Source organism: Haloferax mediterranei ATCC 33500 (assembly GCF_000306765.2).
Taxonomy (GTDB): Archaea; Halobacteriota; Halobacteria; order Halobacteriales; family Haloferacaceae; genus Haloferax; species Haloferax mediterranei.
Genome location: NC_017941.2, coordinates 2164342 through 2190291 on the forward strand (window position 1 = coordinate 2164342; position 25950 = coordinate 2190291).

The 25950-nt window shown below is 60.3% G+C and carries 22 protein-coding genes and 2 tRNA genes; 14 read left to right on the top strand and 10 right to left on the bottom strand.

The window, feature by feature from the left end; translation table 11 throughout:
• Positions 1 to 191 precede the first annotated feature (191 nt).
• The 4 genes from HFX_RS11125 to HFX_RS11140 form a co-directional block, all read right to left on the bottom strand.
• Positions 192 to 1610 (bottom strand): sodium-dependent transporter, encoded by a 1419-nt coding sequence (locus tag HFX_RS11125; protein WP_004059928.1) that lies wholly within the window; start codon positions 1608 to 1610, stop codon positions 192 to 194.
• Between the two features lie 172 nt (positions 1611 to 1782).
• Positions 1783 to 3138, bottom strand: coding sequence for a sodium-dependent transporter (locus tag HFX_RS11130; protein ID WP_004059927.1), 1356 nt, complete (start codon positions 3136 to 3138; stop codon positions 1783 to 1785).
• 228 nt (positions 3139 to 3366) lie between these two features.
• Positions 3367 to 4074, bottom strand: a complete 708-nt coding sequence (locus HFX_RS11135; protein WP_004059926.1) for an SDR family oxidoreductase — start codon at positions 4072 to 4074, stop codon at positions 3367 to 3369.
• Positions 4075 to 4159: 85 nt separating this feature from the next.
• The gene (locus tag HFX_RS11140; RefSeq protein WP_004059925.1) at positions 4160 to 5125 is read right to left on the bottom strand and encodes an NADPH:quinone reductase; all 966 of its coding nucleotides are present in this window, start codon (positions 5123 to 5125) and stop codon (positions 4160 to 4162) included.
• A gap of 128 nt (positions 5126 to 5253) precedes the next feature.
• Here HFX_RS11140 and HFX_RS11145 point away from each other — a divergent pair, with 128 nt between their 5' ends.
• The 3 genes from HFX_RS11145 to sucD all read left to right on the top strand — a co-directional run bounded on the left by HFX_RS11145 (position 5254) and on the right by sucD (position 7574).
• Entirely contained in the window at positions 5254 to 5478 is a 225-nt protein-coding gene (locus tag HFX_RS11145) for a hypothetical protein (protein WP_231512879.1), read from the top strand.
• 84 nt (positions 5479 to 5562) lie between these two features.
• Positions 5563 to 6708, top strand: a complete 1146-nt coding sequence (gene sucC, locus HFX_RS11150; RefSeq protein ID WP_004059920.1) for an ADP-forming succinate--CoA ligase subunit beta — start codon at positions 5563 to 5565, stop codon at positions 6706 to 6708.
• Positions 6705 to 7574 carry a succinate--CoA ligase subunit alpha gene (sucD, locus tag HFX_RS11155; RefSeq protein ID WP_004059918.1) on the top strand — a complete coding sequence of 290 codons (870 nt, stop codon included), beginning with the start codon at positions 6705 to 6707 and terminating at the stop codon, positions 7572 to 7574. The genes sucC and sucD overlap by 4 nt, the downstream gene beginning before the upstream one ends.
• Positions 7575 to 7586: 12 nt before the next feature.
• On the opposite strand, the gene HFX_RS20305 is transcribed toward sucD, so the two are convergent.
• Positions 7587 to 7886, bottom strand: a complete 300-nt coding sequence (locus tag HFX_RS20305) for a hypothetical protein (RefSeq protein WP_004059916.1) — start codon at positions 7884 to 7886, stop codon at positions 7587 to 7589.
• A gap of 158 nt (positions 7887 to 8044) precedes the next feature.
• On the opposite strand from HFX_RS20305, the gene HFX_RS11165 reads away from it, so the two are divergent.
• From HFX_RS11165 to HFX_RS11175, 3 genes are all read left to right on the top strand, one after another.
• Positions 8045 to 10393, top strand: coding sequence for a methyl-accepting chemotaxis protein (locus tag HFX_RS11165; RefSeq protein WP_014732501.1), 2349 nt, complete (start codon positions 8045 to 8047; stop codon positions 10391 to 10393).
• Positions 10394 to 10395: 2 nt separating this feature from the next.
• Positions 10396 to 10833 carry a CBS domain-containing protein gene (locus HFX_RS11170; protein ID WP_004059914.1) on the top strand — a complete coding sequence of 146 codons (438 nt, stop codon included), beginning with the start codon at positions 10396 to 10398 and terminating at the stop codon, positions 10831 to 10833.
• Positions 10834 to 10925: 92 nt separating this feature from the next.
• Positions 10926 to 11408, top strand: coding sequence for a DUF2062 domain-containing protein (locus HFX_RS11175; protein WP_004059913.1), 483 nt, complete (start codon positions 10926 to 10928; stop codon positions 11406 to 11408).
• A 161-nt stretch (positions 11409 to 11569) separates the two neighbouring features.
• Here HFX_RS11175 and HFX_RS11180 read toward each other — a convergent pair.
• Together HFX_RS11180 and HFX_RS11185 are read right to left on the bottom strand one after the other, a co-directional pair.
• Positions 11570 to 11644 (bottom strand) — tRNA-Val (locus HFX_RS11180).
• Between the two features lie 46 nt (positions 11645 to 11690).
• Positions 11691 to 11765, bottom strand: a tRNA-Val gene (locus HFX_RS11185).
• A gap of 261 nt (positions 11766 to 12026) precedes the next feature.
• On the opposite strand from HFX_RS11185, the gene trpD reads away from it, so the two are divergent.
• The 4 genes from trpD to trpG are packed head-to-tail and all read left to right on the top strand — an operon-like array spanning position 12027 to position 15907.
• Entirely contained in the window at positions 12027 to 13022 is a 996-nt protein-coding gene (trpD, locus tag HFX_RS11190) for an anthranilate phosphoribosyltransferase (protein ID WP_004059911.1), read from the top strand.
• Between the two features lies 1 nt (position 13023).
• Positions 13024 to 13680 (top strand): phosphoribosylanthranilate isomerase, encoded by a 657-nt coding sequence (locus tag HFX_RS11195; RefSeq protein WP_004059909.1) that lies wholly within the window; start codon positions 13024 to 13026, stop codon positions 13678 to 13680.
• Complete coding sequence (gene trpE / locus HFX_RS11200) at positions 13677 to 15296, top strand: anthranilate synthase component I (protein ID WP_004059907.1); 1620 nt, start codon at positions 13677 to 13679, stop codon at positions 15294 to 15296. Before HFX_RS11195 ends, trpE begins: the two co-directional genes overlap by 4 nt.
• Positions 15293 to 15907 carry an anthranilate synthase component II gene (gene trpG / locus HFX_RS11205; protein WP_004059905.1) on the top strand — a complete coding sequence of 205 codons (615 nt, stop codon included), beginning with the start codon at positions 15293 to 15295 and terminating at the stop codon, positions 15905 to 15907. Before trpE ends, trpG begins: the two co-directional genes overlap by 4 nt.
• Before the next feature lie 48 nt (positions 15908 to 15955).
• Here trpG and HFX_RS11210 read toward each other — a convergent pair whose 3' ends face one another.
• Positions 15956 to 16168, bottom strand: coding sequence for a hypothetical protein (locus tag HFX_RS11210; RefSeq protein ID WP_004059904.1), 213 nt, complete (start codon positions 16166 to 16168; stop codon positions 15956 to 15958).
• A gap of 563 nt (positions 16169 to 16731) precedes the next feature.
• On the opposite strand from HFX_RS11210, the gene HFX_RS11215 reads away from it, so the two are divergent.
• Positions 16732 to 19833, top strand: a complete 3102-nt coding sequence (locus HFX_RS11215; RefSeq protein ID WP_004059903.1) for an adenosylcobalamin-dependent ribonucleoside-diphosphate reductase — start codon at positions 16732 to 16734, stop codon at positions 19831 to 19833.
• An 809-nt stretch (positions 19834 to 20642) separates the two neighbouring features.
• On the opposite strand, the gene HFX_RS11220 is transcribed toward HFX_RS11215, so the two are convergent.
• Entirely contained in the window at positions 20643 to 23357 is a 2715-nt protein-coding gene (locus HFX_RS11220) for a BGTF surface domain-containing protein (protein WP_004059902.1), read from the bottom strand.
• 761 nt (positions 23358 to 24118) lie between these two features.
• Between HFX_RS11220 and HFX_RS11225 the strand changes: the two genes are divergently transcribed.
• The 3 genes from HFX_RS11225 to HFX_RS11235 all read left to right on the top strand — a co-directional run bounded on the left by HFX_RS11225 (position 24119) and on the right by HFX_RS11235 (position 25662).
• Positions 24119 to 24556, top strand: a complete 438-nt coding sequence (locus tag HFX_RS11225; protein ID WP_004059901.1) for a type IV pilin — start codon at positions 24119 to 24121, stop codon at positions 24554 to 24556.
• Positions 24557 to 25033 carry a type IV pilin gene (locus HFX_RS11230; RefSeq protein ID WP_004059900.1) on the top strand — a complete coding sequence of 159 codons (477 nt, stop codon included), beginning with the start codon at positions 24557 to 24559 and terminating at the stop codon, positions 25031 to 25033.
• A gap of 104 nt (positions 25034 to 25137) precedes the next feature.
• Entirely contained in the window at positions 25138 to 25662 is a 525-nt protein-coding gene (locus tag HFX_RS11235) for a type IV pilin (RefSeq protein WP_004059899.1), read from the top strand.
• 55 nt (positions 25663 to 25717) lie between these two features.
• Here the strand turns inward: HFX_RS11235 and HFX_RS11240 are convergent, their stop codons facing one another.
• The gene (locus tag HFX_RS11240; protein WP_004059897.1) at positions 25718 to 25906 is read right to left on the bottom strand and encodes a hypothetical protein; all 189 of its coding nucleotides are present in this window, start codon (positions 25904 to 25906) and stop codon (positions 25718 to 25720) included.
• Positions 25907 to 25950: the final 44 nt, after the last annotated feature.

Consider the following 25950-nt stretch of genomic DNA (forward strand, 5'->3'; position numbering starts at 1 on the left):
ACTTCGACAGTTGACGTATATTGGTCCGAACAATCATCACAGTTACGAGCCGTGAAAGTAGCGTCCCCGAGAATGTCGCGAAAGGCGGAGTGGGAGAAAACGGACCGGAAACACAGAGCGTGAGAGGACGACCCGGGAAAATTAGTTGGAAATACAGTTCTAATCAACTAGCTGTCAAATAGTGCTAGAGTTTAGACGACAGAATGGGGGTGGCGAAGACCGAGGAATGCGGCGGTGCTCGCGACGATGGCGAGGGCGACGGTCGGCCAGAAGCCGATGTTCGTGTCCACGCCGAAGTGCGTCAGCAGCGTGAAGACGAGAAACAGGGGAAGGATGACACCAACGGCAAAGAGCCACGGCGTTCCGAGGGTTCGTCCAAACTCGCCCGCGCCCGAGGCGAACTCCTCGATAGCGTCACGGCCCATGACCCAGCCAACGAACAGCAGGAAGGCGGCGAGGCCCGCAGTCATGAGTATGTTCACAAGGGTGCCTGCAACGAAGCCGAAAATGGCAGGGTTGAACGCGCAGACGGTCCCGGTCACGGCGACGATGGCGGTCATGCTTATGACAGCATGCTTGCGCGAGACGCCGTACTCGTCGACGAGGAACGCGACGGGGATTTCGAGCATGCTGATGGAACTCGACAGCGCCGCGAGGGTCACGACGGCAAAGAAGGTCGTGGCGATGAGCGTCCCGGCGGGGAGTTGCGAGAACGCGCCCGCGAGGCCAATGAACAGCGCACCCGGCCCGGTTCCGGTCTCGGTCGGGTTGATACCCTGCGAGAAGAGAAGCGGGAAGACGACGAGACCAGTGATGACGCCGACACTCGTATTGAGCACGGCAATGGCGCTCCCGTCGAAGGGAAGCGACCGGTCTTCGTCGAGATACGAGGAGTAGGTAATCATGGTTCCCGCGCCGAGTGAGAGGGTAAAGAGTGCCTGCCCGACGGCCGGGCCGAGGATAGCAAAGAAGTTCTCCGAGATGACGGAGGGGTCGAATCGGAGGAAGAAAGCGTATCCGGCGGCGGCGTTCGGTTGTGTCGCGGCCCACGCCGCGAGCGTGACGAGGAGGACGAGAACTGCGGGCATCATGACTTTGGTGCCGAGTTCGATGCCCTTGCGAATACCTGCGAAGACGATGAGTGCGGTCAGTCCGAGGAACAGGAGGTGGTAGAGTGCGGCATCAGTACCGGCGGAGACACCGCCGAAGTACTGTCCGGGGTTAGTGAAGTACGCGGGATTTCCACCGACGATGGCAGCCCCGCTTTCGATGAGGTAGCGGAGAATCCAGCCACCGACGACGCTGTAGAACGAGAGAAGCGAGAGACCGGTGATAACCGAGAATGCGCCGACGACGCCCCACTTTTTCGACCCCGAGAGGTCACGGAGTGCGCCAACTGGTGATTTATTCGCGCGTCGGCCGATAACGAACTCGCCGAGGAGCCCAGGCACACCGACGAGAAGAACGATTCCGAGATATACGACGAGGAACGCGCTCCCCCCGTTTTCGGCGGTTTGCCACGGAAACCGCCAGATGTTCCCGAGTCCTACCGCGCTTCCGACAGCGGCGAGGATGAACCCGAGCCGTGTTGCCCATGTTTCTCGTGTCATTGATACCCATTGACAGCCCAGGCCTAAAATGACTTTCGAACCGACGAAACATCACTGGAGAAATTTAACGGTTTTAGGTGTCCTATGTGCAAAAACCACTGTCGATGAATCAGAAATAATGTGTTGCCACTAACGATTCATAACTAGCTAAAAAGTGCGATTGTTCGCCGCCTCAGAGAGGCAGCGATGGCAGAGCCGGCGGGATAATGGCCGGCGACTCGCCGAGGAATAACGTCTGGAGACCGAGCACCAGCGTTGCCACGACGGCCACGATGACGAGCGTCCGGGCCATCCAGAGCCACGTGAGGCCGATACCGTCGCCGAGGCCACTACCCTTCATCAGTTCGTCGAGGGCGGGGGCACCGTAGACCCACGCCGCGAAGACGAGGATACCGAGGACGGACACCGGAAGCAGTAGTTTGTACGCGAGCGTGTCGAACCAACCGAGCCACGCGGTGTCGATTGCCGACGGGACGCCGAGCAGGAAGATGACGCTGCCGAGACCGACTGCCATCTGCGGGCGACTCACGTCGTAGTTGTCGATGGCCCACGAGACGACCACTTCGAGGAGACTGATTGCGGACGAAAGCGCCGCGATGAGAACCACCCCGAAGAAGACGAGACCGATGATATTGCCACCGGGAATGTCTCCGAACGCGCCAGCGACGCTGATGAACACTGCACCCGCACCGCTCGTGTTGGGGTCGATACCCTGTGCGAACAAAAGCGGGAGAACGACGAGACCGGCGAGGATGCCGACGAAACTGTTCAGGAAGACGATGGTGATGCCGTCACCGAACAGGCTCTGGTCGCCGTCGATGTAAGAGGCGTAGGTAATCATCGCGCCCATCCCGAGCGACAGCGAGAAGAACGCCTGCCCGACGGCGAACGGGACGATGTCTCCGAAGTTCTCGGCGAGCGCGTTGAAGTCCGGCGAGAGGAAGTACGCGTACCCCTCGGACGCGCCGGGGAGCGTGAAGGCGAACACGGCGAGGATTCCGAGGATGACGATGATACTCGGAACCATCAGCTTCGTCGCCTTCTCGATGCCGTCTTCGATACCGGCCGCGACGATGCCGACGACGAGTACCATGAAGACGGCGTGAAGCGCGAGTGCGTCCATACCGGCCGAAATCTGGCCGAAGTACTCCGCCGGTGCGCCGAAGTACGCACCCGTCAGACTGCCGCCGATGTATCGGAGGACCCACCCACCGACGACGCTATAGTACGAGAGAATCCAAAAGCCGGTGAATAAACCGATTGCCCCGACGATGCGCCAGTTCTTGTAGCCGAGTTTCTCGAAGGCGCTGATGGTATTCAGGTTGGTTTTCCGTCCGATAACGAACTCGGCGAGGATGGCCGGAAGGCCGATACCAAGTGCCGAGATGAGGTAGACGATAAGGAAGGATGCACCACCGAACTGGGCGGTCTTGAAGGGGAACTGCCAGATGTTCCCGAGGCCGACCGCACTGCCCACAGCAGCGAGGATGAACCCTGCCCTAGTTGCCCACGTTTCACGTTCGCTCATTTCTATCACCCTGTTGCTGATGTGGGTATGATAAATGATGCGGTATGCCGTCGCATATCGGAGGAAAAATCAACACATTTCTCCAACCGATTATATATGGTGGCACGTTCGTCCGAATATCGAGGTGATGTATCCTCTATTTTCTAACGGGTGTCGTGTTTGTGATTGGTTCACTTGGGCCGTAATAATTTGCGCGCGCCGGAACTTGTGGGCCGTCTCAGGCCTGTCTTAGGCTTCGCCGTAGACCGGCACCGCGGCACCACTCGTCACCGACGCGGCGTCAGAACAGAGACACAGAATCGTCCGGGCAATCTCCTCCGGCTTCACCCACTTGTCGAAGTCGGCGTCGGGCATCATGTCGCGGTTCATCTCGGTGTCGATGACGCTCGGCATCACCGCGTTTGCGCGCACGACGCCGAGGTTCTCTTCAGCGATGGTCTCCGTAAGCAGTCGAACACCGGCCTTCGATGCCCGGTAGATGCCGTCCCCCTCGCCACCTTCGAGCGACGCCCGAGCAGAGATGCTCACGATTGCGCCATCGGTCTCACGAAGGTGTGGAATCGCGTGTTTCGACGCGAGAAACATCGTCTTCAGGTTCACGTCGAAGAGGAAATCGAACGTCTCAGCGTCGGTCTCGTCGATTGGTGTTCCACCGCGCCACGTCCCGGCGATGTTGGCGAGGTGGTCGATTCGCCCGAAGTCGGAGACAGCGGCGTCGACGACTCGGGCAACCTCCTCCTCGTCGGTGAAGTCTGCCTTGTAGAAGCGGACGCCGTCCGAGTCGTAGAAGCCATCTTCGTTGTCCGGTTCAACCACGTCTGCGGCCGCGACGTTCGCGCCCGCGTCGGCGAACGCCCGTGTGACAGCACTACCGAGTGCGCCGCTGGCACCGGTTACGAGCGCGACTGTCCCATCGAAGTCAAATGACACGTCCATGCGAGTGTGGTTAGTGCGCATATGACATAATTCGGTCGCGGGGGCGTCTTTCCCAGTCCCGTGTTTCGCTTCCCGGCCTCGTCTCTCAGGGCGTGATGACGAGTTTCCCGAGGAAACTGTCTTCCATCACGGCTCGGTGGGCTTCGGCAGCCTCGTCGAGGTCGTAGGTCCGCGCGACCTCGATTTCGAAGTCTCCCGTCTCCATCAGACCGGCAAGTTCGCGCAGCGGGACGGCGAGTTCGGGGGTATTGAACATGCTCATCATCGTGATGTTCAGGTCCTTTCCGCGGGCGGCAGACGAGAGTTCGAACCCGACTTGCGGGTCGTTCTCGCCGATACCGACGACGCGGCCGCCGGTGGTAGCAACCTCGGCGTCGAACTGGAGGTAGTCGTCCAGTCGGTGGTCGAGCGTCAGGTCGACGCCGTCGCCGTTTGCGGCGTCTTTCACGGCATCGGCGAGGTCGTCGCGGCTGTAGTCGAGGACGACATCTGCACCGAGTTCGGAGACGCGGTCGTGGTTCTTCGGTGCCGCCGTGGCGATGACGTGTGCGCCCGCCGCGTCTGCGAGTTGGACCGCTGTGTGGCCGACGCCGCCGGACCCGCCGTGAATCAACACTGTCTCGCCGAGTTGCATCCCACCGTGGTCGACGAGGGCGCGCCATGCGGTGACGCCGACGACGCCCGCCCCACCCGCCGCGACGAGGTCCACATCTTCGGGGAGAACCGCGAGGCGGTCGGTTGGGACCGCCGCGAACTCGGCGTAGCCGCCGTAGTGGTCCTTTCCGATGCCGGTACCGACAACGGAGTCGCCCGCTTCGAATTCGGTCACACCGGGGCCGACCGCCGCGACCGTTCCAGCCACGTCGATACCGGGAATCATCGGCATGGCGAAGGGCTGATACGACCCTTCTCGGAAGTAGGTGTCTACGGGGTTGACACCCGCGGCTGCGACCTCGACGAGGACCTCATCCGAGACCGGCTCGGGCGTGTCGATGTCGTCTACCTGCAATACATTGCGTCCGCCGTGTTCGTGGAATCTGACTGCGTGCATACCGTGTGGTGTGTTCGCGTCGCTGATAAAATCGGAGTCAGCGGAGAGAATCGTAGTGTTTCGGTGCGGCCAGCGCGTCGCTTCCTCGCCGCCATATAGACATTCTTCGTCCGGGCTACCGTCGAGTCATGCCTTCCAGAACGTGTCTCGACTGCAACGTGTCGATGGAACCGGTCGGGCACAAGACGACTTACAACGGCGATGGAATCCGTATCGACACCGACGGCGGTCTCCTCGGTGCACTCGACCTCCGCGGGTCGTACGTGCAGGCGTACGTCTGCGAATCCTGCGGACTCATCCGATTTCACGCCGAACAAACACGACCCCCGGGTCGTTATCTCGTCCACGAGTAAAGTCTCTGCGGCGGGTTGTGCCGGTTTTGGGTGAACGAAGATGAATGGGATTTAAGCGCGTGCCTTCCCCTCCCACGCATGGTAATGAAGCTTCACGAATACCAGGCGAAGGAAATCTTCGCAGAGGCTGGGATTCCGGTGCCAGAGTCCCGTCTCGCGTCGTCCGTAGAGGAGGTTATGGAGGCGGTCGAGGATATCGGATACCCCGCCGCTATCAAGGCGCAGGTACACGTCGGTGGGCGTGGAAAGGCTGGCGGCATCAAGATCGCCATGGACGAAGACGAGGCTCGACAGGCCGCCGAGGACATCCTCGGAATGGACCTCAAAGGCTACACGGTCGAGAAGGTACTCGTCGAGGCCGGCGTCGACTTCGAAAACGAACTGTACGTGGGTATCACGATGGACCGAAGCGAGGGCAAGCCCGTCGCGATGGTCTCGACGGAGGGTGGCGTCAACATCGAGGAAGTCGCAGAAGAGACCCCCGAAGCCATCGCGCGCGAGCACATCGACCCCGCGTTCGGCCTGCACCCGTACCAGGCCCGCAAGATCGTTTTCGAGGCGGGAATCCCCCGCGACGTCGCCTTCGACGTCGCCTCGTTCCTCTCGACGCTCTACGACCTCTACGAGGCCAACGACGCGTCGGACATCGAAATCAACCCCGTCATGATTACGTCCGACCGCGATGTCGTCGCTGCGGACGCCGTCATGAACATCGACGACGACGCGCTCTTCCGCCACGAGGACCTCGCGGCGATGGAAGAGGACTCCTACGAGGACGAACTCGAAGCCAAAGCTGGCGAATACGGCTTCGACTACGTCCGTCTGTCGGGCAACGTCGGTATCATCGGCAACGGTGCCGGACTCGTCATGACGACGCTCGACCTCGTCGACTACTTCGGTGGCTCCCCCGCCAACTTCCTCGACATCGGTGGCGGCGCGAAGGCCGAGCGCGTGGCGAACGCGCTGGACATGGTCTTCTCGGACGAGAACGTCGACTCTGTCGTCTTCAACATCTTCGGCGGCATCACCCGCGGTGACGAGGTCGCCAAGGGTATCAACGAAGCGCTGGAGCAGTTCGACGAGATTCCGAAACCGGTCGTCGTCCGCCTCGCGGGCACGAACGCCGAAGAGGGGATGGAGATTCTGAACACGGAACTCGTACAGGTCGAAGGGACGCTGGAGAACGCCGTCCAGCGTGCCGTCGAGAACGCACAGGAGGTGTCCCAATGAGCATTTTCGTCGACGACGACACGCGGGTAGTTGTACAGGGTATCACCGGTGGGGAAGGCAAGTTCCACACCCAGCAGATGATGGAATACGGCACGAACGTCGTTGCTGGTGCGGTCCCCGGCAAGGGCGGTCAGGAAGTCGAAGGCGTTCCCGTCTACGACACCGTCGCCGAGGCCGTCGAAGAGGAAGACGCCAACGCCTCCGTCGTGTTCGTCCCGCCGGCGTTCGCCGGCGACGCCATCTTCGAGGCACTCGACACGGACCTCGACCTCGTCGTGGCCATCACCGAGGGCGTCCCGACGCAGGACATGGCCAAGGTCAACAAGCGCCTGTCCGAAGTCGACACGCGCCTCATCGGCCCCAACTGTCCGGGAATCATCACGCCCGGCGAGGCCAAACTCGGCATCCTCCCCGGTAACATCTTCGAGGAGGGGAACGTCGGACTCGTCTCGCGTTCCGGCACCCTCACGTATCAGGTCGTTTCGAACCTGACCGAGCGCGGCATCGGCCAGACCACCGCTATCGGTATCGGTGGCGACCCAATCATCGGCACGTCGTTCGTCGACGCTCTCGAAGCGTTCGAGAACGACCCCGACACGCACGCCGTCGTCATGTGCGGTGAGATCGGTGGCGAAGACGAAGAGCAGGCGGCGAAGTTCATCGCCGAGAACATGGACACGCCCGTCGCTGGCTTTATCGCCGGCCGCACGGCACCGCCGGGCAAGCGCATGGGTCACGCCGGCGCTATCGTCTCCGGTTCCGGAACCGGTACCGCGGAGTCCAAGATTTCCGCCCTCAACGACGCGGGCGTCCCCGTCGGCGACACCCCCGAGGAAGTCGCCGACCACATCGAAGACTTCCTCTAAGTCTTCCTCTCGCTATCTTCGTTTTAGCCGCGTTCCACATAGCCCACAGCGTCTGCTCTCGACCGTGTTCGGTGCGCCACACCCCTGACAAACGGTCATCTGTTGGTGCGACTTTTCCCGGGCGGATTGGAGAAACGCGGTCGGGTCGAGAGACGTTCCGGCCGTCCCGGCATCCTCGTCGAGTCTGTCGAGGACGCGCTCGACGAGCGCATCGTCTCGCATGGCGTCGAGGAGACGGACGAACCCGACGAACATGAGCGAGGGCGCAACGATGCAGAACCCCGCTACGAGGAGGCGAAAGCCAACGCCCATGAGGTCTGCTAGCGCCCAGCAACAATGTGGTTGACGTTCGGAGCGGTGACGGCTGCGTTAAAAAACGCTCTCCGAGAATCGCAATCGAACCCACAATAATATCGAATTTGATATTCAGAAACGCGGATTTATGCACGTCATTCTGGTCGGTTTCTCTAATGGCTGATACTATCGTTGAGGAGGCCGAAAGACGGCTCCCTGATGCGATTACAGAAAGTTACATACGTCGGCTCGTCTCCGCGATGCTTCTCGTTTCCGTCCTCGTAGCTGGTGTCGGAATCATTCAGTATCAACAGACGGCATCCAGCATCGACGAAGACGCCCGCGCCGACCTCCTGACCGAGGCAGAACGCGAGGCACTGCAAGTCAATTCGTGGTTCGAAGAACGCGAACGGCTCGCGAGTATCGTCGCTGCCGACCCGTCGGCGGGGAGTACCCTCGGGGACCGTTCCTCTACGGCGCTCACGCAGGCGAAGACCGATATGCCCGACGACGTCGCGGCGTTGCACTTCGTGAACACCGAAACGACCACCGTCATTGGGTCGTCAGAAGACGGTGCTGTCGGTACACCGCTGTTCGAGAACGGAACGCTCCCGCTCCCAGACCGCGCCGACCTCTCTGATGAGGGCGTCGAGCGAACCACGGTTTTCGTCAAGGACGGCGTCGCCTACATGGGCTTTGTCGCGCCGCTTCCCTCCCTCGAACCCCACGCAATCGTCCTCGTGGCCGAAGCATCGTCGCTCGGGACCGCACTCGACGGAAATCGACTCGACGGTGGATTCGCCCAACTCGTGACGAAAAACGGGACCGTCCTGTACGACGGTGGCGGCGGCCAATCGAACGTCGCATACCCCGCAACGAATTCTGACTCCCTCAGCGATGCGTTCGCCGGTGAAGTTGGCGTCTCGCGTCTTTCGCCGGTTGAGGGGTTCATCTCTTCGCCACATGTCGTCGCGCACGTCCCGGTTTACGGTGGTGACGTGCTTCTCCTGCACGCGCCCGCAAGCAGCGTCTTCGCACTCTCTCGGAGCGTCGGATTCCAGATTGCGACGCTTCTGTTCCTCTTTATGCTCGGGCTCGGCGCGTTCGCATTCATCATCCGCGGCAACACCGCAGTTCCGCTCGTCAACCTCGAATCGACCGTCTCCGAACTCCGCAAGGGGGACCTCGACGTGGAACTCGAAACGACCCGCGACGACGAATTCGGACAGGTCGTCCGCGGCATCGACAACCTCCGAAACGACCTCCGTGACCAACGCGCCGACGCCGGTGAGTACAGCGAAGCGATGACTCGGGCGGCGGACGGCGACCTCAGAGTTCGCCTTCCGACCGATTCGAACAGCCAAGATATGGCGCTTGTCGCGGAGGCATACAACGAAATGATGGACGATATCGAACAGACCGTCGGAACGGTCAAAGCATTCGGTGAAGACGTGACAACGCTCGCTAATCGCGTTGCCTCGCGGGCCGACGATGTCTCGTCCGCAAGCGAGGAAGTATCGGGGTCCATCCAGCAGATTTCCGACGGTGCAAGCGAGCAAACGGAGAATCTGATGGCCGCCGCCGACGAGATAAACGACCTCTCAGCGTCGATTCAACAGATTGCTTCGTCCGCGGACGAACTCGTGCGCCTGACCGAGGAAGCGGAGGCCCGCTCGCGTGACGGCCAGTCCGCCGCTACCGACGCCCTCGACGATATCGACGCAGTTCGGTCGGAAACCGAAGCGACCGTCACCGAAGTCAACGAACTGGACGACCGCCTCGAACAGATCGAGCAAATCGTCGAAGTCATCACGGAAATCGCGGAACAGACGGATATCCTCGCGCTCAACGCGAACATCGAAGCAGCCCGCGCAGGCGAGGCCGGCGAAGGATTCGCTGTCGTCTCCAACGAGGTCAAGCAGTTGGCACAGGAGACGAAGTCCTCCGCCGCGGACATCGAAGCACTCGTCGAAGAAATCGAAAGCCAGCGCGATGCCGTTGTCACTCGCATCGAACGGATGCGCGACCAGGTCGAAGAGAGCGCAACCTCGGTCGACGAGGCGCTTGCGTCCTTCGACGGCATCGTCGAGCGCGTCGAAGACACGACTGCGAGCGTCCACGAGATTTCTGACGCGACGAGCAGCCAGGCGGATTCTTCACAGGAGGTGCTGTCGATGACCGACGAGATTGCGGGTATCTCCGAGGAGACAACCGCCGAAGCGCAGAACGTCTCCGCCGCCGCCGAACAGCAGACCGCTGCACTCGACGGTGTCAATCAGGACGTACGCGAACTCTCGACGAACGTCAACCACCTCGACGAACTCCTCGACGCCTTCGAGGTCGGAGACGAATCCGACGTCTCGTCAACGGGGAACAAAAACGGCGTCTCGTCAACGGGGAACGAAACCGACATCGGGCCGACAACAGACGACGTACGCTCCGCCGACGATGAAGCGCCGACACAGCAGTCCGAACCCACTTCCAAACTGTCTCACGAGCAGGCAGAGTCAGTCGCGGACGACTGACCATGCGCGTGGACGAAATCATGACCGAAGCGGTGGCAACCGTCGGCTTGGATGCCAGTATCGCCGACTGCGCGCGGACCATGCTTCGGGAGGGTGCGGGGAGCGTCGTCGTGACGACGGACGACCGCCCCGTCGGTATCGTCACCGAGTCCGATGCTCTCCAAGCGGGTGTCGCGGCTGGCAAACCGCTGTCAGCGATTCCGGCGCGTTCGACCATGTCGAACCCAATCAAGTGGGTCCGGCCGGATTCGACAACTCGCGTCGCCGCCGAGAAGATGCGCGACCAGCACGTGAAGAAACTCGTCGTCGTCGACGGCGCGGATATGGTCGGCATCGTGACGGCGACCGACATCGCGTTTCACCTCTCCGATGTCGCCCGAGGCATCGGTGAGATGGTCGAACTGAAAGACAAGTGGGAATCCGACCGACGGTTCCGATAGTCGCAGGTCGTCGTTCACTCTTCGGTTGCGGTCTCGTTACTGTTTGCCCGGCGAAGAATTGATACTATCTTCTCTCTTCTAATTCGTAACAAGTGCGCGAGAGAATAGCGTCGGTTCGGACCCGCATTCGGACGGGACTCGAACGGGCCTTCGCGGCGGAACACACCCCGCACGAGATTGCCGCGAGCTTTGCGTTTGGCGTGTTTATCGTGGCGATGCCGACCGCGGGAACTGCATTCGCGCTGTTCGCACTCGTCGCGTACTTCGTCAACCGGGCGAGCAAACTCGCGCTCGCCGCCACGCTCGTCGTGTTCAACCCGCCGGTCAAGTGGGCCGTCTACGGCGCGAGCTTTTGGCTCGGGTCGTACCTGCTCGGGCCGGTCCCCGGTGTGTCCCTCTCCGACGTCTCGCTCACCGCCGGTATCGACATCGTCCTCCGACAACTGCTCGGAAACACGATTCTCGCCGTCGCCATGGCGCTCGTCGGCTATATGATTGTGTTGCAGCTTGCGCAGTTTCATCGGCGGCGAAAAGAAGTGGGTACGAATGAGTCGTGGGTAGATATTTTCTCGTGACAATATAATTTAGATTTGAACCTCGCCGAGACGTGCTCGCTCACGTTGTTCGCTGTGCGCGACTCGTCTGGTTCAAATCCGCCGTGACCATTTTCGATTCCACGGACTCCTCGCTCTGCTCACTACGTTCGCTCCGCTCGTCGTTGCGAGGAATCAGAAAATGGGTTGGGGCAGATTTGAACTGCCGGCCTCCTCCATGTCAAGGAGGTGTCATAACCAGACTAGACCACCAACCCGGTGTGTTGCTGACATCGACCGAACTCCAAAACGTGGGAAGAGTAGTGGGTTGGGGCAGATTTGAACTGCCGGCCTCCTCCATGTCAAGGAGGTGTCATAACCAGACTAGACCACCAACCCGGTTACGGTGCTTCCCACGCCCGTTCGGACGTATCTCTCCGTTATCCGGGGTTACAATTTAAGCTTTCGAATCGGACCACGTGCGGCGATTCACAGCACAGCACGCTCCCGACGACCCACACGGCCGAATCGTAGTCGTGCCGCCGGGTCATTCGGCCTGAGACGCACATCCGATGGCGGCGATTTTCGCCAGCCCGATATCCTTAAGACGATGTACGGATTTGTACATTGTAACCCGAACAAGTACATCGGTGATTACCAATGCAGGATTATATCGAACGTGTCACTGGCGGCTCGGACCTGACTGTCGAGGAGGCGCGGGAGGCCGCACAGGCGGTTTTCAACGGTGCGACGGAGGCGCAAATCGGCGCGCTGCTCACCGCTCTCCGCGCGAAAGGAGAAACAGAGGCCGAAATCGCCGGCTTCGCACAGGGCATGCGCGACGCCGCGTTGACCATCGAACCGTCCCGTGGGCCGCTCGTCGACACTTGCGGCACCGGCGGCGACGACTACAACACCATCAATGTCTCGACGACCAGCGCGCTCGTGGCTGCCGGGGCAGGCGCGGCGGTCGCCAAGCACGGCAACTACTCCGTCTCTTCTTCTTCTGGGAGTGCTGACGTGCTCGAAGTCGCCGGCGTGAACGTCGAAGCCAACCCCGACTCCGTCGAGGAGTGTATCGATACCAACGGTCTGGGATTCATGCTCGCGCCCGTGTTCCACCCCGCGATGAAAGCGGTCATCGGCCCGCGGAAAGAACTCGGCATGCGCACGATTTTCAACGTCCTCGGCCCGCTGACGAACCCTGCCGGGGCCGATGCGCAAGTGCTCGGCGTCTACGACCCAGACCTCGTTCCCATGATTGCCCGTGCGCTCTCTCACATGCCCGTCGAGCGCGCCCTCGTCGTCCACGGCTCCGGAATGGACGAAATCGCGCTCCACGACGCGACCACCGTGGCCGAAGTCAACGGCGACGAAATCACCGAGTACACGCTCACGCCGGGCGACCTCGGCCTCGAACAGGCACCGATTGACGCCGTTTCAGGCGGAACGCCGCAAGAGAATGCCCGCGACCTCGAAGGCATCCTGACCGGCGACGTGACCGGCGCGAAACGGGACCTCATCCTCGCCAATGCGGGGGCTGCCCTCTACGTGGCTGACCTCGCAGACTCGCTCGAAGACGGCGTCGACGCCGCCCGCGACGCTATCGACACCGGCGCGGCGAAAGCCAAACTCGACGCGCTCCGGGAGGCGTGAGATGGTTCGTGTGAAAGTCTGTGGCGTCACCCGCGAATCCGACCTCGAAGCCGTCGCCGCTACCGGCGCAGATGCGGTCGGCGCTATCTGTGACGTACCTGTCGACACACCGCGAGAAGTTGACGCCGCACGCGCTCGGGAACTGTTCGCCGCCGCGCCGCCGTTTCTCTCGACGGTGCTCGTGACGATGCCCGAGTCGGTCGAACACGCACGCGAACTCGTCCGCGAGGTACAACCCGATGTACTCCAACTCCACACAGACCTCCCGGCCGACGAACTTGCTGCGCTCCGCGATGAAGGCGTTCGCATCGTCCCGGTCGTCGAAGCGACTGCGGTCGAACGCGCACGCGCTCTCGCGCCCGCTGTGGACGCCATCCTCGTTGACACACCCTCTGCGTCGGGTGCCGGCGGAACCGGACAGACACACGATTGGGACGCTTCCCGGTCGCTCGCAGACGCTGTCGACGTTCCAGTGATACTCGCCGGCGGGCTGACCCCCGAGAACGTCGCCGACGCGGTGCGGACGGTCGCCCCCTACGGCGTCGACGTTGCAAGCGGCGTCGAGGCCGACGGTGGCGTCAAAGACCACGGTGCGGTTCGTACCTTCGTCACTGAAGCGAAAGCTGCACGCGAAGAATACGAAGAGGTGCTCGCGTGACGCGCCCTGAGACCGACCGCGACGAATTCGTCGAACTCGTCGCCAATGTCGACGAGCAACGCTCGTCGGCCTGCCAGACGCAGTCCGGCGACGCCGAAAGAGCCGTGGTGACGCATCTCGTCTCGGAACTCGACGTAGACGTCGACCCGCTCGCCGCGTACACTGCGCTCGCGGACCGGAGCGACTACGGCTTCCTCTTAGAGAGCGCAGAGAAAGTCTCTTCCAGCAATCCGCAAGGTGCGTTCTCGTCGCAGACGACGACTGCAGACTCTCACGCCCGCTTCTCGTTCGTCGGCTACGACCCCGAAGCAGTCGTGACCGTCGGTCCCGACGGTGTCGACGTAACCGACCTCGGCGGCCCCGCCGCGGAATTCGTCGGCGAGGCTGACGGCGACGTACTCGACTCGCTTCGCGGTGCGCTTCCCGACCTCCCACGAATCAACTTCCCCGAGACTGACCGCCAGACGCTCACCGGCGGGCTGGTCGGATTCCTCGCCTACGAGGCCGTCTACGACCTCTGGTTGGACGAAGTCGGCCGCGAGCGCCCCGAGACTGACGACCCGGATGCCGAGTTCGTTCTCACAACACGGACGCTCGCATTCGACCACCGCGAAGACACCGTCCGTTTAGTCTGTACACCGGTCGTGACGCCTGACGACGACCCGGGAGCAGTCTACGACGAAGTCGTCGCGGAGGCCGAACGAGTCGCCGAGAAACTCGCCGCGGCGGACGACCCCTCACCCGGTGGCTTCGAACGAACCGGCGAGGAAGCAGGGTCTCGTGAGTCGTACGAAGCCGCAGTCCGGCAGACGAAAGAACACGTCCGCGACGGCGACATCTATCAGGGTGTCCTCTCCCGGACTCGGAAACTCCGGGGACAAATCGACCCTGTCGGTCTGTACGCCTCGCTCCGCGAGGTGAACCCATCACCCTACATGTACCTCCTCCGCCACGGTGACCGGCGCGTGGTTGGGGCGAGTCCCGAGACACTCGTCTCCGTCGGCGGCGACCGCGTCGCCGTCAACCCCATCGCAGGCACGTGCCAACGGGGGTCCGGCCCAGTCGAAGACCGTCGTCTCGCCGGCGAACTCCTCGCCGATTCGAAAGAGCGGTCCGAACACACCATGCTGGTCGACCTCGGCCGCAACGACGTTCGCCGGGTCGCAAAACCCGGCAGCGTCCGCGTCGAAGACTTCATGAGCATCATCAAATACAGCCACGTCCAGCACATCGAATCGACCGTCACGGGGACGGTCGACGACGACTCCGATGCCTTCGACGCCACGCGCGCGACGTTCCCCGCGGGAACGCTGACCGGTGCACCGAAAGTCCGCGCAATGGAGATTATCGATGACCTCGAAGACGAACCGCGCGGCGTCTACGGCGGCGGCGTCGGCTACTACTCGTGGACCGGTGATGCCGACATGGCCATCGTCATCCGGACGGCGACGGTCGAATCCGACGGAAATGAAGACATTATCACTGTCCGTGCTGGCGCGGGCCTCGTCGCCGACTCCGACCCGGCCTCGGAGTACGACGAGACTGAACAGAAGATGGGCGGCGTGCTCGACGCAATCCGTCGCATCGAGTACAAACCGACGGAGGTGCCGCGATGACGCGCCTCGTCATCGTCGACAACTTCGACTCGTTCACCTACAACCTCGTCGAGTACTTCTCGGAACAGACGGTCGACGGTGAACCGCTCGATATCGAAGTCCGGAAGAACACCGCCTCGCTCGACGAGATTCGTGACCTCGACCCCGACGCTATCGTCATCTCACCGGGACCGGGCCATCCGAAGAACGACCGCGACGTGGGCGTGACGAACGATGTGCTCACCGAACTTTCGCCGGAAATCCCGACCCTCGGTGTCTGTCTCGGTCTCGAAGCCGCGGTGTACGCCTACGGCGGGACAATCGGTCACGCGCCGGAGCCGATTCACGGGAAGGCGTTCCCCGTCGACCACGATGGAGTTGGCGTCTTCACGGAGCTCAAAGACGGCTTTCCGGCCGGTCGGTACCACTCGCTCGTCGCGACCGAGGTTCCCGACTGTTTCTCGGTGTCGGCGACGACCGACCACGACGGCGAAGCACTCGTGATGGGAGTCCGCCACCGCGACTATCCCATCGAATGTGTCCAGTTCCACCCGGAAAGCGTGCTCACAGGGTCGGGACACGGCGTCGTCAGAAACTTCCTTTCGGCAGTCGCTGGCTTCGACGTGGCGTAACCGTGACCGGGGCTACCACCCCGGTGATACAGCGACAGATGCCGGTTCTTAGAAGACGTTGATACCGAAGAACGACAGCAGTAGCAACGCACCGACGATGATTGCGGCAATCGTGACGAGTCGCCACGCAACCTTCAACACGAGACGACCTACGAGGATGACGACGGCAATCGCAACGAGCACCAAGAGAATCCGACCGAGCGGCGCGGCCAGAAGTCCGCCGAGCTGTAACGGCGCGACCGCGAGTGGGGAAAGTACCATACTTCGATATGATACTATTGGGAAGAATAAGCTTGTTGGGGGATAGCGCCGGGCGACACTGACGGTCGACTGCCCCCGCGAAACGACCGATTTTCGCCCCCCTGTGTACCGGCCCTCCCGACAGTATATGACTGGCCTCTTCGGTGTCATACTATTTCTGATACTTCTGCCGGTGTCAACTTTCGCCATGCCCTTTATATTCTCTACGCCGATGCGAGACGCATCACCATGAGACAGCTTCAGTCGGAGTTTATCCCCCCTCACATTCTACTGCATAATCCACCTCCGTCTGTTGGTTTTTGCGAACAAGATTCCACTTTCACTCCGCTCTGGCTACCGTTATGTGACTCCCCTCCCTTCTAGGAAGATGTGCACTTCGGACCGGGAGATTTGCCCCACACATAATTGCACAAAATATGATATATCTGGGGTAAAACGCTCCCAAGTCCGAAGCCCTTAACCGACCACATCACACACACCAACACCATTACCAATGAGCGGAATTCCCGGATACTATCGACGCAACCTCGCCCGAACACATCTCGGGTGGGAGGTACAGTGACATGAGCGACGCTGAACTCTCTACGGACGAAATCGTCTTGCCGGTCAAGCGGACCGAAGGCGAGACGCTCGCCGAGCGGATGACCGGCAACGCATACAACAACATCCTGCCCGCGCGGTACCTGCGCAAGGATGCCGATGGCGAACTCGTCGAGACGCAGGAGGACCTCTTCCCCCGCGTCGCGAAGAACATCGCTCTCGCTGAGGCCGTCTTCGAGGCCGAAAAGCGTGACATCGAGATTACCGTCACGCCGGACCTCATCAAGCCCGGCCACCCCCGCCGCGACGAACTCGCCGAAGAAGTCTTCGGCAAGGGAACCACTGCGGACGACACGGACGAAGAAACGACGCTTTCTGTCTACAACGTCAATAAGTTCGCCTACGACACGCTCGTCCCCGAACTTCCCGAGGAGGTCCACGACGCTGTCGTCGAGAAGCGCGAGACGTTCCAGGAGATGATGGAACAGCTCTCCTTTATGCCGAATTCGCCGACTCTGATGAACGCTGGCGACGAACTCCAGCAGCTTTCGGCGTGTTTCGTCGACTCCCCCGGTGACGATATCACCGACATCCACCAGACGGCGAAGGAGGCCGCAGAGGTCTTCCAGTCCGGCGGTGGCATGGGCTACGCGTTCTGGAAGCTCCGACCTTACGGCGACGCAGTCGGCTCGACCGGTGGCATCGCCTCCGGTCCCATCACGTTCATGCGGACGTTCGACCAGATGTGCGAAACCATCGCACAGGGCGGTGCCCGCCGCGGTGCCCAGATGGGTGTCATGCGCGTCAGCCACCCCGACGTTATCCAGTTCCTCCACGCGAAGAACAAGGACGTTTCGCTCGCACACACGCTCCGTCTGAACGACCCGGACGACTTCACGCACACCAAGTTCGCCGACGCCCTCGAAGAGGCGCGCGAACTCATCGACGAGGACGGTCGCGTCCCCAAGCACCTCCGCAACGCCGTCGAAGGCCACCTCTCGAACTTCAACATCTCCGTCGGCATCACCGACGGCTTCATGGAAGCGCTCTACAACGACGAGGAGTTCGTCTTCACGAACCCCCGCACCGAAGAGCCGCACATTGCGACGCCAGAAACCAAGGAAATCTACGACCTGTTCGGTCTCGGCGAGTACGTCGAAGTCGGCGAAGTCCTCTCAGTTCCCGCCAAGGAACTGTGGGACCAGATTATCGAGGGCGCGTGGGAGAACGGCGAACCCGGTGTCGTCTATCTCGAACGCGCGAACAAGCAGCACTCCTTCGACGTCGAAGAGCACCCCGAACACCGCATCCTCGCGACGAACCCGTGTGGCGAACAGCCGCTCGAAGAGTACGAGGCGTGTAACCTCGGGCACATCAACCTCTCGACGCTCGTCGACTTCGACGCGCCCGACTGGCGCGTCTGGTACGACAACCACGGTGACGAGTACGAGGACCTCTCGGCCGCCGTCGACGCCTTCCTCGAAAACGCCGTCGACTGGGAAGCGTTCGACCACCGCATCGAGAACGGCACGCGCTTCCTCGAGAACGTCGTCACAATGTCGGACTTCCCGGTCGAGAAAATCGAGCAGAAGGTCCGCGAACTCCGTAAGATTGGTCTCGGCATCATGGGTCTCGCTCAGATGTACATCCAGCTCGGCGTCCGCTACGGCTCCGAGGAGGGCAACGAGATTGCCCAGCAGCTCATGACCCACATCAACCACCAGTCCAAGTGGGCCTCTCACGAACTCGCCGAAGAACGCGGTTCGTTCGAGGCGTGGGATGACTCCAAGTACGCGAACCCGACCGAGTACCGAGAGTGGTTCGAACACCACACCGGCGAGTCCGCCGACGACTGGGAAGACGGCTTCCCCATCCGCAACCACAACACGACGACTATCGCCCCGACGGGCACCACGTCGATGGTGTCGAACACCACCGGTGGCTGTGAGCCGATTTACAACGTCGCCTACTACAAGAACGTCTCCGACGACGTGCAGGGCGACGAGATGCTCGTCGAGTTCGACGACTACTTCCTCCGCGTGCTCGAGGCCAACGATATCGACGTCGAGACCGTCAAGACCGAGGCACAAGAACAGATGGCGAAAAACGAGTTCGACGGTGTCTCTTCGCTTTCGACCGTTCCGGACGCTATCTCCGAACTGTTCGTCGTGACGTCCGACCTGGCCGGTCTCGAACACGCCAGTGTCCAGTGTGCCCTCCAGAAGGGCGTCGACTCCGCCATCTCCAAGACCTGTAACTTCCCGAACTCCGCCTCGAAAGAGGACATGGACGAGGTCTACCGCTACATCTACGACCACGGCGGCAAGGGCGTCACCGTCTACCGCGACGGGACGCGCTCGAAGCAGGTTCTCACCACGCGTGCGAAGAACACCGAGTTCTCCGACGACGAAGAGGCCGCTGAGGCTATCGTCTCGCAGATTCGCGATGTCTTCGGCGACGTGGATGCCTTCCTCGAATCCGAGGAAGTCTCCGACCTGATTGGCGACGAACTCGAACTCGCCTTCGCCGACTCGCCCAGCGAAGTCGGCAAGAAGCGCCCACGTCCGGACGTGCTCTACGGCGTCACCCAGCGCATCGACACCGGCTACGGGAAGCTCTACGTCAACATCAACGAAGACGAAGATGGCAACCCGTTCGAACTGTTTGCCAACATCGGCAACTCCGGCGGCTTCACCGCGTCCTTCACCGAGGCGCTCGCGAAGACCGTCTCCACCGCGCTCCGCTCGGGTGTCGACCCCGAAGAGATTGCGAACGAGTTGAAGGGTATCCGGAGCCCGAAAGTCGCTTGGGACAAGGGCGAACAGATCAACTCCATCCCGGACGCTATCGGCACCGCCATGCGCCGCTACCTCGACGGCGACATCGACAAGGGCTACCCGCGTCAGAAGAACCTGACCGAAGTCGAAGCCGAAGCCGCGGCGGCCGAGGATACCGACACTGACGGCGGCGTCGCCGTCGACAACGGGCCGGGCGACGAGTCGGATGCCGTTGCTGACTTGCTCGCGGCGGGCGAAAGCCCCGAGTGCCCCGAGTGTGGAGAGATGGACCTCTACTACTCCGAGGGTTGTAAGACCTGCCAGAACTGCGGCTGGTCCGAGTGCTGACGACGCGACACTAACGTTACCTCAACACCCACGCTTCGGTCACTAACCGGGCGTGGAAGCAACCCCGTTTCTTCCGCTCCGTTCTTTCTACGCCGTCGACAACTCACTCCGGTAGTTCGTCTCTATCCTCCCCGTCTCAATCTCCGTGTTAGCGTCAGTAGAGGTAGCTGAACAACCGACCATTGAAGCGGATGAAACAACGGCTGTCGCTTTTCTGCCGAGGCACTAGCGTTGTCAGTCGCCGATACTGAGTACTGATTCGCGAGACCCGTCCAGACCCCTTCTACGCTCTCACGTTGGACCAGTCGACCTCTCGAAGGCACAGCATCCGTGTGCGGTTGCATTCTCATACCGTCTACGGTCGATGCGACTGAACACGCAATATCACTTGACAGACGCAATGTCTGTGGTCGTGGACACAACTAGTGAGTGCTATTGTAGCCACCCACTAACCCTACCGCCAGAGGTGCCGCCCCAATAATCACGAAGCACTGAGCGCAATAGGAACACTGAGCCGAGAGTGTATTCGTGCTTCGGAGGGCGTTGTTTTGGAACTACAGTAGTTACTCGTCTGTTCCAGATACATCTCCGGGAGCATCTATCCTCACTTCGTCACTCATCGCGGCGGCCACTATCCGTTGAAACAGCCAACCGGATAGTTAGCATTCAGACGGTATTCACGAGTCACGAACGTGACGTGTAGCGGGTCCACAGAAGAGATACCAGTCACCCGAGTGCTGCCGCTCAGAGGTTGAGCGCCGAAAGAAAGGAAAAGGGCCGGGAATGTCCCGGTAGTTAGTTAACGGAATTTAGTCGCGACGGACTGCGAGGAGCGCAGCGGCGACGAGTGCGACGAGGGCAACGACGACACCGAAGCCGGGCGTATCGCCTTCAGTGGTCGTCGTGGTTTCGTTAGTTGCCGTCGTGGTTTCCGTGGTCGTTTCCGTGACATCGGTCGTGTCCGTGACCTCGGTCGTGGTGGTGTTGTTGTCACCAGTTTCCGTGGTGGTCTCGGTTTCGACCGTCTCGAGGACGTTGCCGTCGACCGTCTCGTCAGGTGCGACGCCACCGTCAGCGGTCACTTCGAACTCGTCACCGACGCTCTGTTCGGAGAAGTCGAAGGTTGCAGAGAACGAGCCGTCTTCCTGCACGTAGACCGTAGCGGTCTTGAGGAATTTCGGCTGCGTGTCACCGGAGGACTCGGCCTTGAGCGCGAGTTCCGTACCGGGCGCGACGTTGGAGGAACCAGAGATAACCTGGTCCGCAGCGTTCGTCACGTTGACCTCGTCATTGTCGGAGACATCGAACGTGTGCTCGGCTTCAACGTGACTGTACGAAGTCACAGCCGACTTGTTGTCCTCGACGAGAGCGAGGCTGTTCTGGACTTCCTTCTTCTCGATCATCTTGAACTCGACGTTGTACTCGTCGTCGTCCTCGACGTCAACTGCGTTGTTCGAGGTCATCTCGCCAGAGTCGACCACACCGTTGTCGTCGGAGTCACGGTATGCTTCGATCTCGTTGGAGTCGATCACGACGTAGTACGTGTCGTTGTCACCGTCAGCAACGACGGATGCGTTGGAGACGGCGAGGATCTTGGGGTCGCGGTTCGGACCAGGGTTGGACTGGTTGATGGTCAGACGGTACGAGTCGTTGAAGCCGTTGGATTTCGCGAAGAACTGCGGCGTCTCGTCGTCCTGAGCGCCGACAGTACCTTCGAGGCCGGGGGCTTCAATCTGGACAACAACCTGGTCCTTGAACGCGATCTTCTGGTCCTTGGTCAGGTTAGCGTTGTCGAGTGCGTCGTTAACTTCGTCGAGGTCCGAGAGGGACTCACTGGACGGTGCAGTCCACGTCTGGACGTTGTTGACACCAGCTTCGTTGAGGGTAAGCTGAGCGACGTTCTCGGCGTCCGTCGGCGCGTCGCCGGTGCGGATTTCGAGGTCGTAGGTACCCTCTTCGATGAGTTCACTGGTTGCGACGGTGACTTCCGTCGTACCATCGGAGCCAGTGAGGATGTCGTCGTCACCGTCTTCAACGTCGAAGACAGTGTTGTGGACGTTGTTGGTCACCGTGGACTGCGAACTGTCCCAGAGGAGGGTAACCGTACCGTCGTCGTTACCGTCTTCGACGGTGACGTTTGCGGCGTAACCCTGTTCGGGGGTACCGACGGAGACAGTTGCAATGTCAGTGTTTTCGAGGGTCACCGGGATGGCGACAACGTCGCCACGGTGGTCGTCGATGACGGAGTCGTTGAAGTCCGTCTTACCTTCGCCAGCCTTCGTCACGGTGATGGTGTCGGACTCAACGGTGACACCGGATGGACCGTCAACAACTTCGATAGTGTAATCGCCAACGTCGAGGTCGAGAGAGTCAGTGTCGAATTCGAAGTCGTATTCACCCTGACCGTCGAGCTCTGCGGGGATCGAGTCTTCTTCGTCACCATCGTCGTCGAGGAGGTTGACGTCGACGTCACGGTTACCTGCACGTGCAGAGGCCGTACCCTCGATGATGTCTTCGTTAGTGACGTTCAGGTCGTCGACAGCAACGGAGAGGTTGAGGTCCTTGACCTCGACCTTGCTGTCGGAGTCAGAAGCGATGGTGATGTTGTAGCGCTCACCGGCATTACGCTTCTGGGTGTCGAACGTGAAGACCTCAGAGGTCTTGCCAGTGGAACCCGAGAAGGAGTAACCTTCGTTGTCACCCTGTCCGTCGTCAGATTCGACTTCGACAGGAGTGTTGAGGCTACCGTTCGTCAGAGCGACGACTTCGCCCTTGTAGGCGTCGGTGGTGCCAGAGTCGCTCTCGGTGACAGTGACAGTTGCGACAGTAACAGTCGCGTTGTTGTCGTCGTCGATACCATCACCGATTTCGGTGCTGGAAGTGTCTGTGACACCTTCGAGGTTGACAACGAGGTCACCCGTGTAGAGGTCGTTCGTCTGAACGACGACCTGACCAGGGTTAGGCTCGGAAGATGACGAGACGATAGTATTCGTCTTTTCTTCGTCGTCCTGGTAGACCTGAATGTTGCTCAGGGTAGAGTCGTCCATATCCTCGGAGAAGGAGAGCTCAAGAACGTCGTTTCCGTTCGCGTTCGTGTAGTGAACGGCGGATTCGAGTTCAGGAGCCTCGCTGTCGTCGATGGTGACCGTACCACTGGACATCGTCGTCGCTTCGGACGACGAATTCGTGATGTTGGTCACGACACCGACGTTGTAGTTGCCGCCAGAAACGCCGCTGACGTCAACATCCTCGCTGAGCGAGGTTGCGCCACCGAGGTTCGTGTTGTTCGTGTGCGGTTCGCTTGCGTCGAATGCGTTGTCGCCGTCAACGTCGACGAACGCCGTAGCGTTGTCTTCGTTGCCAGCAAGCGTCGCGGAGACAGTTACCGTGTCGCCAGACACAGAACCGCTCACGCTGGACGCATCGGCAGCAGCACTACCCGTAAACGCGATGGACCCGGCGAAAACCGAGAAGACCATCAGCGCAGCGAGGAGTACCGCGCGGATTTGCTTATTGCGTGTCATTGTTGATTTGATGGGTGTTGCAGTCGGGGACACCGTTTTCGTCGACCCTCGGACGTAACCAAGCCGGGCAAAACCCGGGCCGAGGCGAGGTACTCGCGAATGTCTCCATGGGCAGGGGTACAGTTACACCCGTTGGGCGTTCCCGGTAAATACTTTGTGTGATTGAACCGTTTCTGAAACGTTAACATTCGTTAGATACAGCCCGCGAAAGCGGCATGTAGTCCACAAAGCATTTGTAGTGCTATAGAAAACGGGTATGTTGCGTGCGCACGCCACCTTGGGTAGGAACGGCGTCCCCGGTTCTCCGGGGGCGTACTCGTTCTCGACGACACTGATTCTTGAGTGACTGCTATCTCACGAGAGATTTCACGGAGCGTTTGTCCACACGCGCATACGTGAGAACAATTACTATAGACGAAATGAGCTGAGTCTCATCTCGAAAGTACATCCGCGAGTTCGCTTTTCTCCGCGGTAGCCAGTAATCAAGTCAAGAATACAACGACTAATGTCAATATTAGTTCACAGTCTCTTTCGGGATACCGGCTTTAGAAACTTAAACACCATATAAACAGCATATTAAGCTACCAAATCCTGTCTGTAATATCCCATTAATTTGGCACCTACATTTAAGTTATCCCGGAGATACCAGTCGATTGGACACACCGCGGCGGGTGCCGGGCAGGGAGCTGGCCGAAACGCGTACCAGCACTACGCGCCAGCATGGTTCGGCGTTGCTACCGTCCGGGTGTCGGACACAACGCATGCAACTCAAACATCTCTTCACAGAAGACCGTGCAGTCAGTCCAGTTATCGGGGTTATCCTGATGGTGGCAATCACCGTCATCCTCGCCGCCGTTATCGGTACCTTCGTTCTCGGACTCGGCGACCAAGTTAGTGAGACGGCACCGCAGGCGAGTTTCAGTTTCGATTACGACGGTGTTGACACCCTTACGATTACTCACGAAAGTGGTGAGCAGATTGATGGTGGACTCGTTACTATTACTGGTCCAATCACTACTGATGGTACTGCCTGGGAATCACAGACCGGTGGTACTGCGACTATCTCCGCAGGTGCTAGTATTACAGTTCAAGACCAAGGGACTGATGGATTCTCTGACGGTGAAACTGTCCGCGTCGTCTGGACCTCCGAAAGTGGCAGTACGTCTTCCACTCTCCAGAAGTGGACCTACAACGGATAGATGAATTTCAAGCAACTCCTCGCTGACGACGACGCAGTCTCGCCGGTGATTGGAGTCATCCTGATGGTGGCTATCACCGTCATCCTCGCCGCCGTTATCGGGACGTTCGTCCTCGGTCTCGGCGATCAGGTTGGAGACACGGCTCCGCAGGCGAGTTTCAGCTTCAGCTACAACCAGAGCGCTGACGACTACCTTAACATCACCCACGAAAGCGGTGAATCTGTGAGCCCAAGCCAGCTCAATATCTCAACGAGTGTTACCATCAACGCGACAAGCGCGAAGAATGGGCTCACACCAGCACAGAGTCTTAGCTGGGAAGACCTCACTGACTCCAGTGCCGATGTAACTGCTGGGTCTACAGTGACAGTCTTCGGGAAAAGCGATACACTCCACGACAAAACCGTCCGCATCGTCTGGACCTCCGAAAGTGGCAGCAACTCCGCCACCCTCCAGAAGTGGTCCGGCCCCGACGCCTAACCACGAACTAACCTTCACACCACTGTTTTCTTTGCACTCCTGAATCCCCGGTAGCTTTAGGTTCAAACAAACTGAATTTTCATTGTAACTGACATACCTCCCCAATGAAATTCAAACAACTCCTCACAGACGATAGTGCAGTCTCGCCAGTCATCGGGGTCATCCTGATGGTCGCGATTACCGTCATCCTCGCTGCCGTTATCGGCACGTTCGTGCTGGGACTCGGCCAGCAGACGGGGACGGCACCGCAAGCGAGCTTCGACTTCGACTACACCAACAATTCAGCAAACTCGGACGCGAGTGCAGATGGTGACGTCCTCGAGATTACCCACGAGACCGGTGATAAAATACCTGCAGCGAGGCTCTCCGTCGTAATCGATGGTGCGAAAGACGGTGAAGGGAACGGTGCATCACTTGATTCTGGTGAGCCATCGATACCCGACCCGATGAGTGCCGGTAAGACGATAACAGTCGACGACGACTCGTTTTCCGGACTCGCAACTGGTTCGGGTGAAAACGGTGCAGGAGCAGACGTCAACCTCGCAAGCGCCACCGCCAGCGTTGTCTGGGAATCCGACTCCGGCGAGAACTCCGCGACACTCCAGAAGTGGAGCGGACCAGAGGCGTAACGCGAACGTAGAATTCAGTCTTTTTTGAACGATACGACGAGTGGAAGCGACGGATTCAGACCGGACGGCCGCCTTCGGACGTGCCGACCATCCACGTGCCGAGCGTGAGCGCAAGCGCACCGGGAACGAGTGCGACTGTCATCATCTGTTTGGCTGCCGGAAGCATTCCCGGCAGCATCCCAATCGTCCCGACAATCATCAGCACCATCCCGAGCATGGCTTTGCGCGAACTGAGCAGTCCCATATCTACCGCTGCGGAAGCGTCCGATATGGAACTTGCGCTTTCGA

Coding starts and splice junctions, on each gene's coding strand:
- HFX_RS11125 (WP_004059928.1), bottom strand. CDS start 1,610: ATGACACGAGAAACATGGGCAACACGGCTCGGGTTCATCCTCGCCGCT.
- HFX_RS11130 (WP_004059927.1), bottom strand. CDS start 3,138: ATGAGCGAACGTGAAACGTGGGCAACTAGGGCAGGGTTCATCCTCGCT.
- HFX_RS11135 (WP_004059926.1), bottom strand. CDS start 4,074: ATGGACGTGTCATTTGACTTCGATGGGACAGTCGCGCTCGTAACCGGT.
- HFX_RS11140 (WP_004059925.1), bottom strand. CDS start 5,125: ATGCACGCAGTCAGATTCCACGAACACGGCGGACGCAATGTATTGCAG.
- HFX_RS11145 (WP_231512879.1), top strand. CDS start 5,254: ATGCCTTCCAGAACGTGTCTCGACTGCAACGTGTCGATGGAACCGGTC.
- sucC (WP_004059920.1), top strand. CDS start 5,563: ATGAAGCTTCACGAATACCAGGCGAAGGAAATCTTCGCAGAGGCTGGG.
- sucD (WP_004059918.1), top strand. CDS start 6,705: ATGAGCATTTTCGTCGACGACGACACGCGGGTAGTTGTACAGGGTATC.
- HFX_RS20305 (WP_004059916.1), bottom strand. CDS start 7,886: ATGGGCGTTGGCTTTCGCCTCCTCGTAGCGGGGTTCTGCATCGTTGCG.
- HFX_RS11165 (WP_014732501.1), top strand. CDS start 8,045: ATGGCTGATACTATCGTTGAGGAGGCCGAAAGACGGCTCCCTGATGCG.
- HFX_RS11170 (WP_004059914.1), top strand. CDS start 10,396: ATGCGCGTGGACGAAATCATGACCGAAGCGGTGGCAACCGTCGGCTTG.
- trpD (WP_004059911.1), top strand. CDS start 12,027: ATGCAGGATTATATCGAACGTGTCACTGGCGGCTCGGACCTGACTGTC.
- HFX_RS11195 (WP_004059909.1), top strand. CDS start 13,024: ATGGTTCGTGTGAAAGTCTGTGGCGTCACCCGCGAATCCGACCTCGAA.
- trpG (WP_004059905.1), top strand. CDS start 15,293: ATGACGCGCCTCGTCATCGTCGACAACTTCGACTCGTTCACCTACAAC.
- HFX_RS11210 (WP_004059904.1), bottom strand. CDS start 16,168: ATGGTACTTTCCCCACTCGCGGTCGCGCCGTTACAGCTCGGCGGACTT.
- HFX_RS11215 (WP_004059903.1), top strand. CDS start 16,732: ATGAGCGACGCTGAACTCTCTACGGACGAAATCGTCTTGCCGGTCAAG.
- HFX_RS11220 (WP_004059902.1), bottom strand. CDS start 23,357: ATGACACGCAATAAGCAAATCCGCGCGGTACTCCTCGCTGCGCTGATG.
- HFX_RS11225 (WP_004059901.1), top strand. CDS start 24,119: ATGCAACTCAAACATCTCTTCACAGAAGACCGTGCAGTCAGTCCAGTT.
- HFX_RS11230 (WP_004059900.1), top strand. CDS start 24,557: ATGAATTTCAAGCAACTCCTCGCTGACGACGACGCAGTCTCGCCGGTG.
- HFX_RS11235 (WP_004059899.1), top strand. CDS start 25,138: ATGAAATTCAAACAACTCCTCACAGACGATAGTGCAGTCTCGCCAGTC.
- HFX_RS11240 (WP_004059897.1), bottom strand. CDS start 25,906: ATGGGACTGCTCAGTTCGCGCAAAGCCATGCTCGGGATGGTGCTGATG.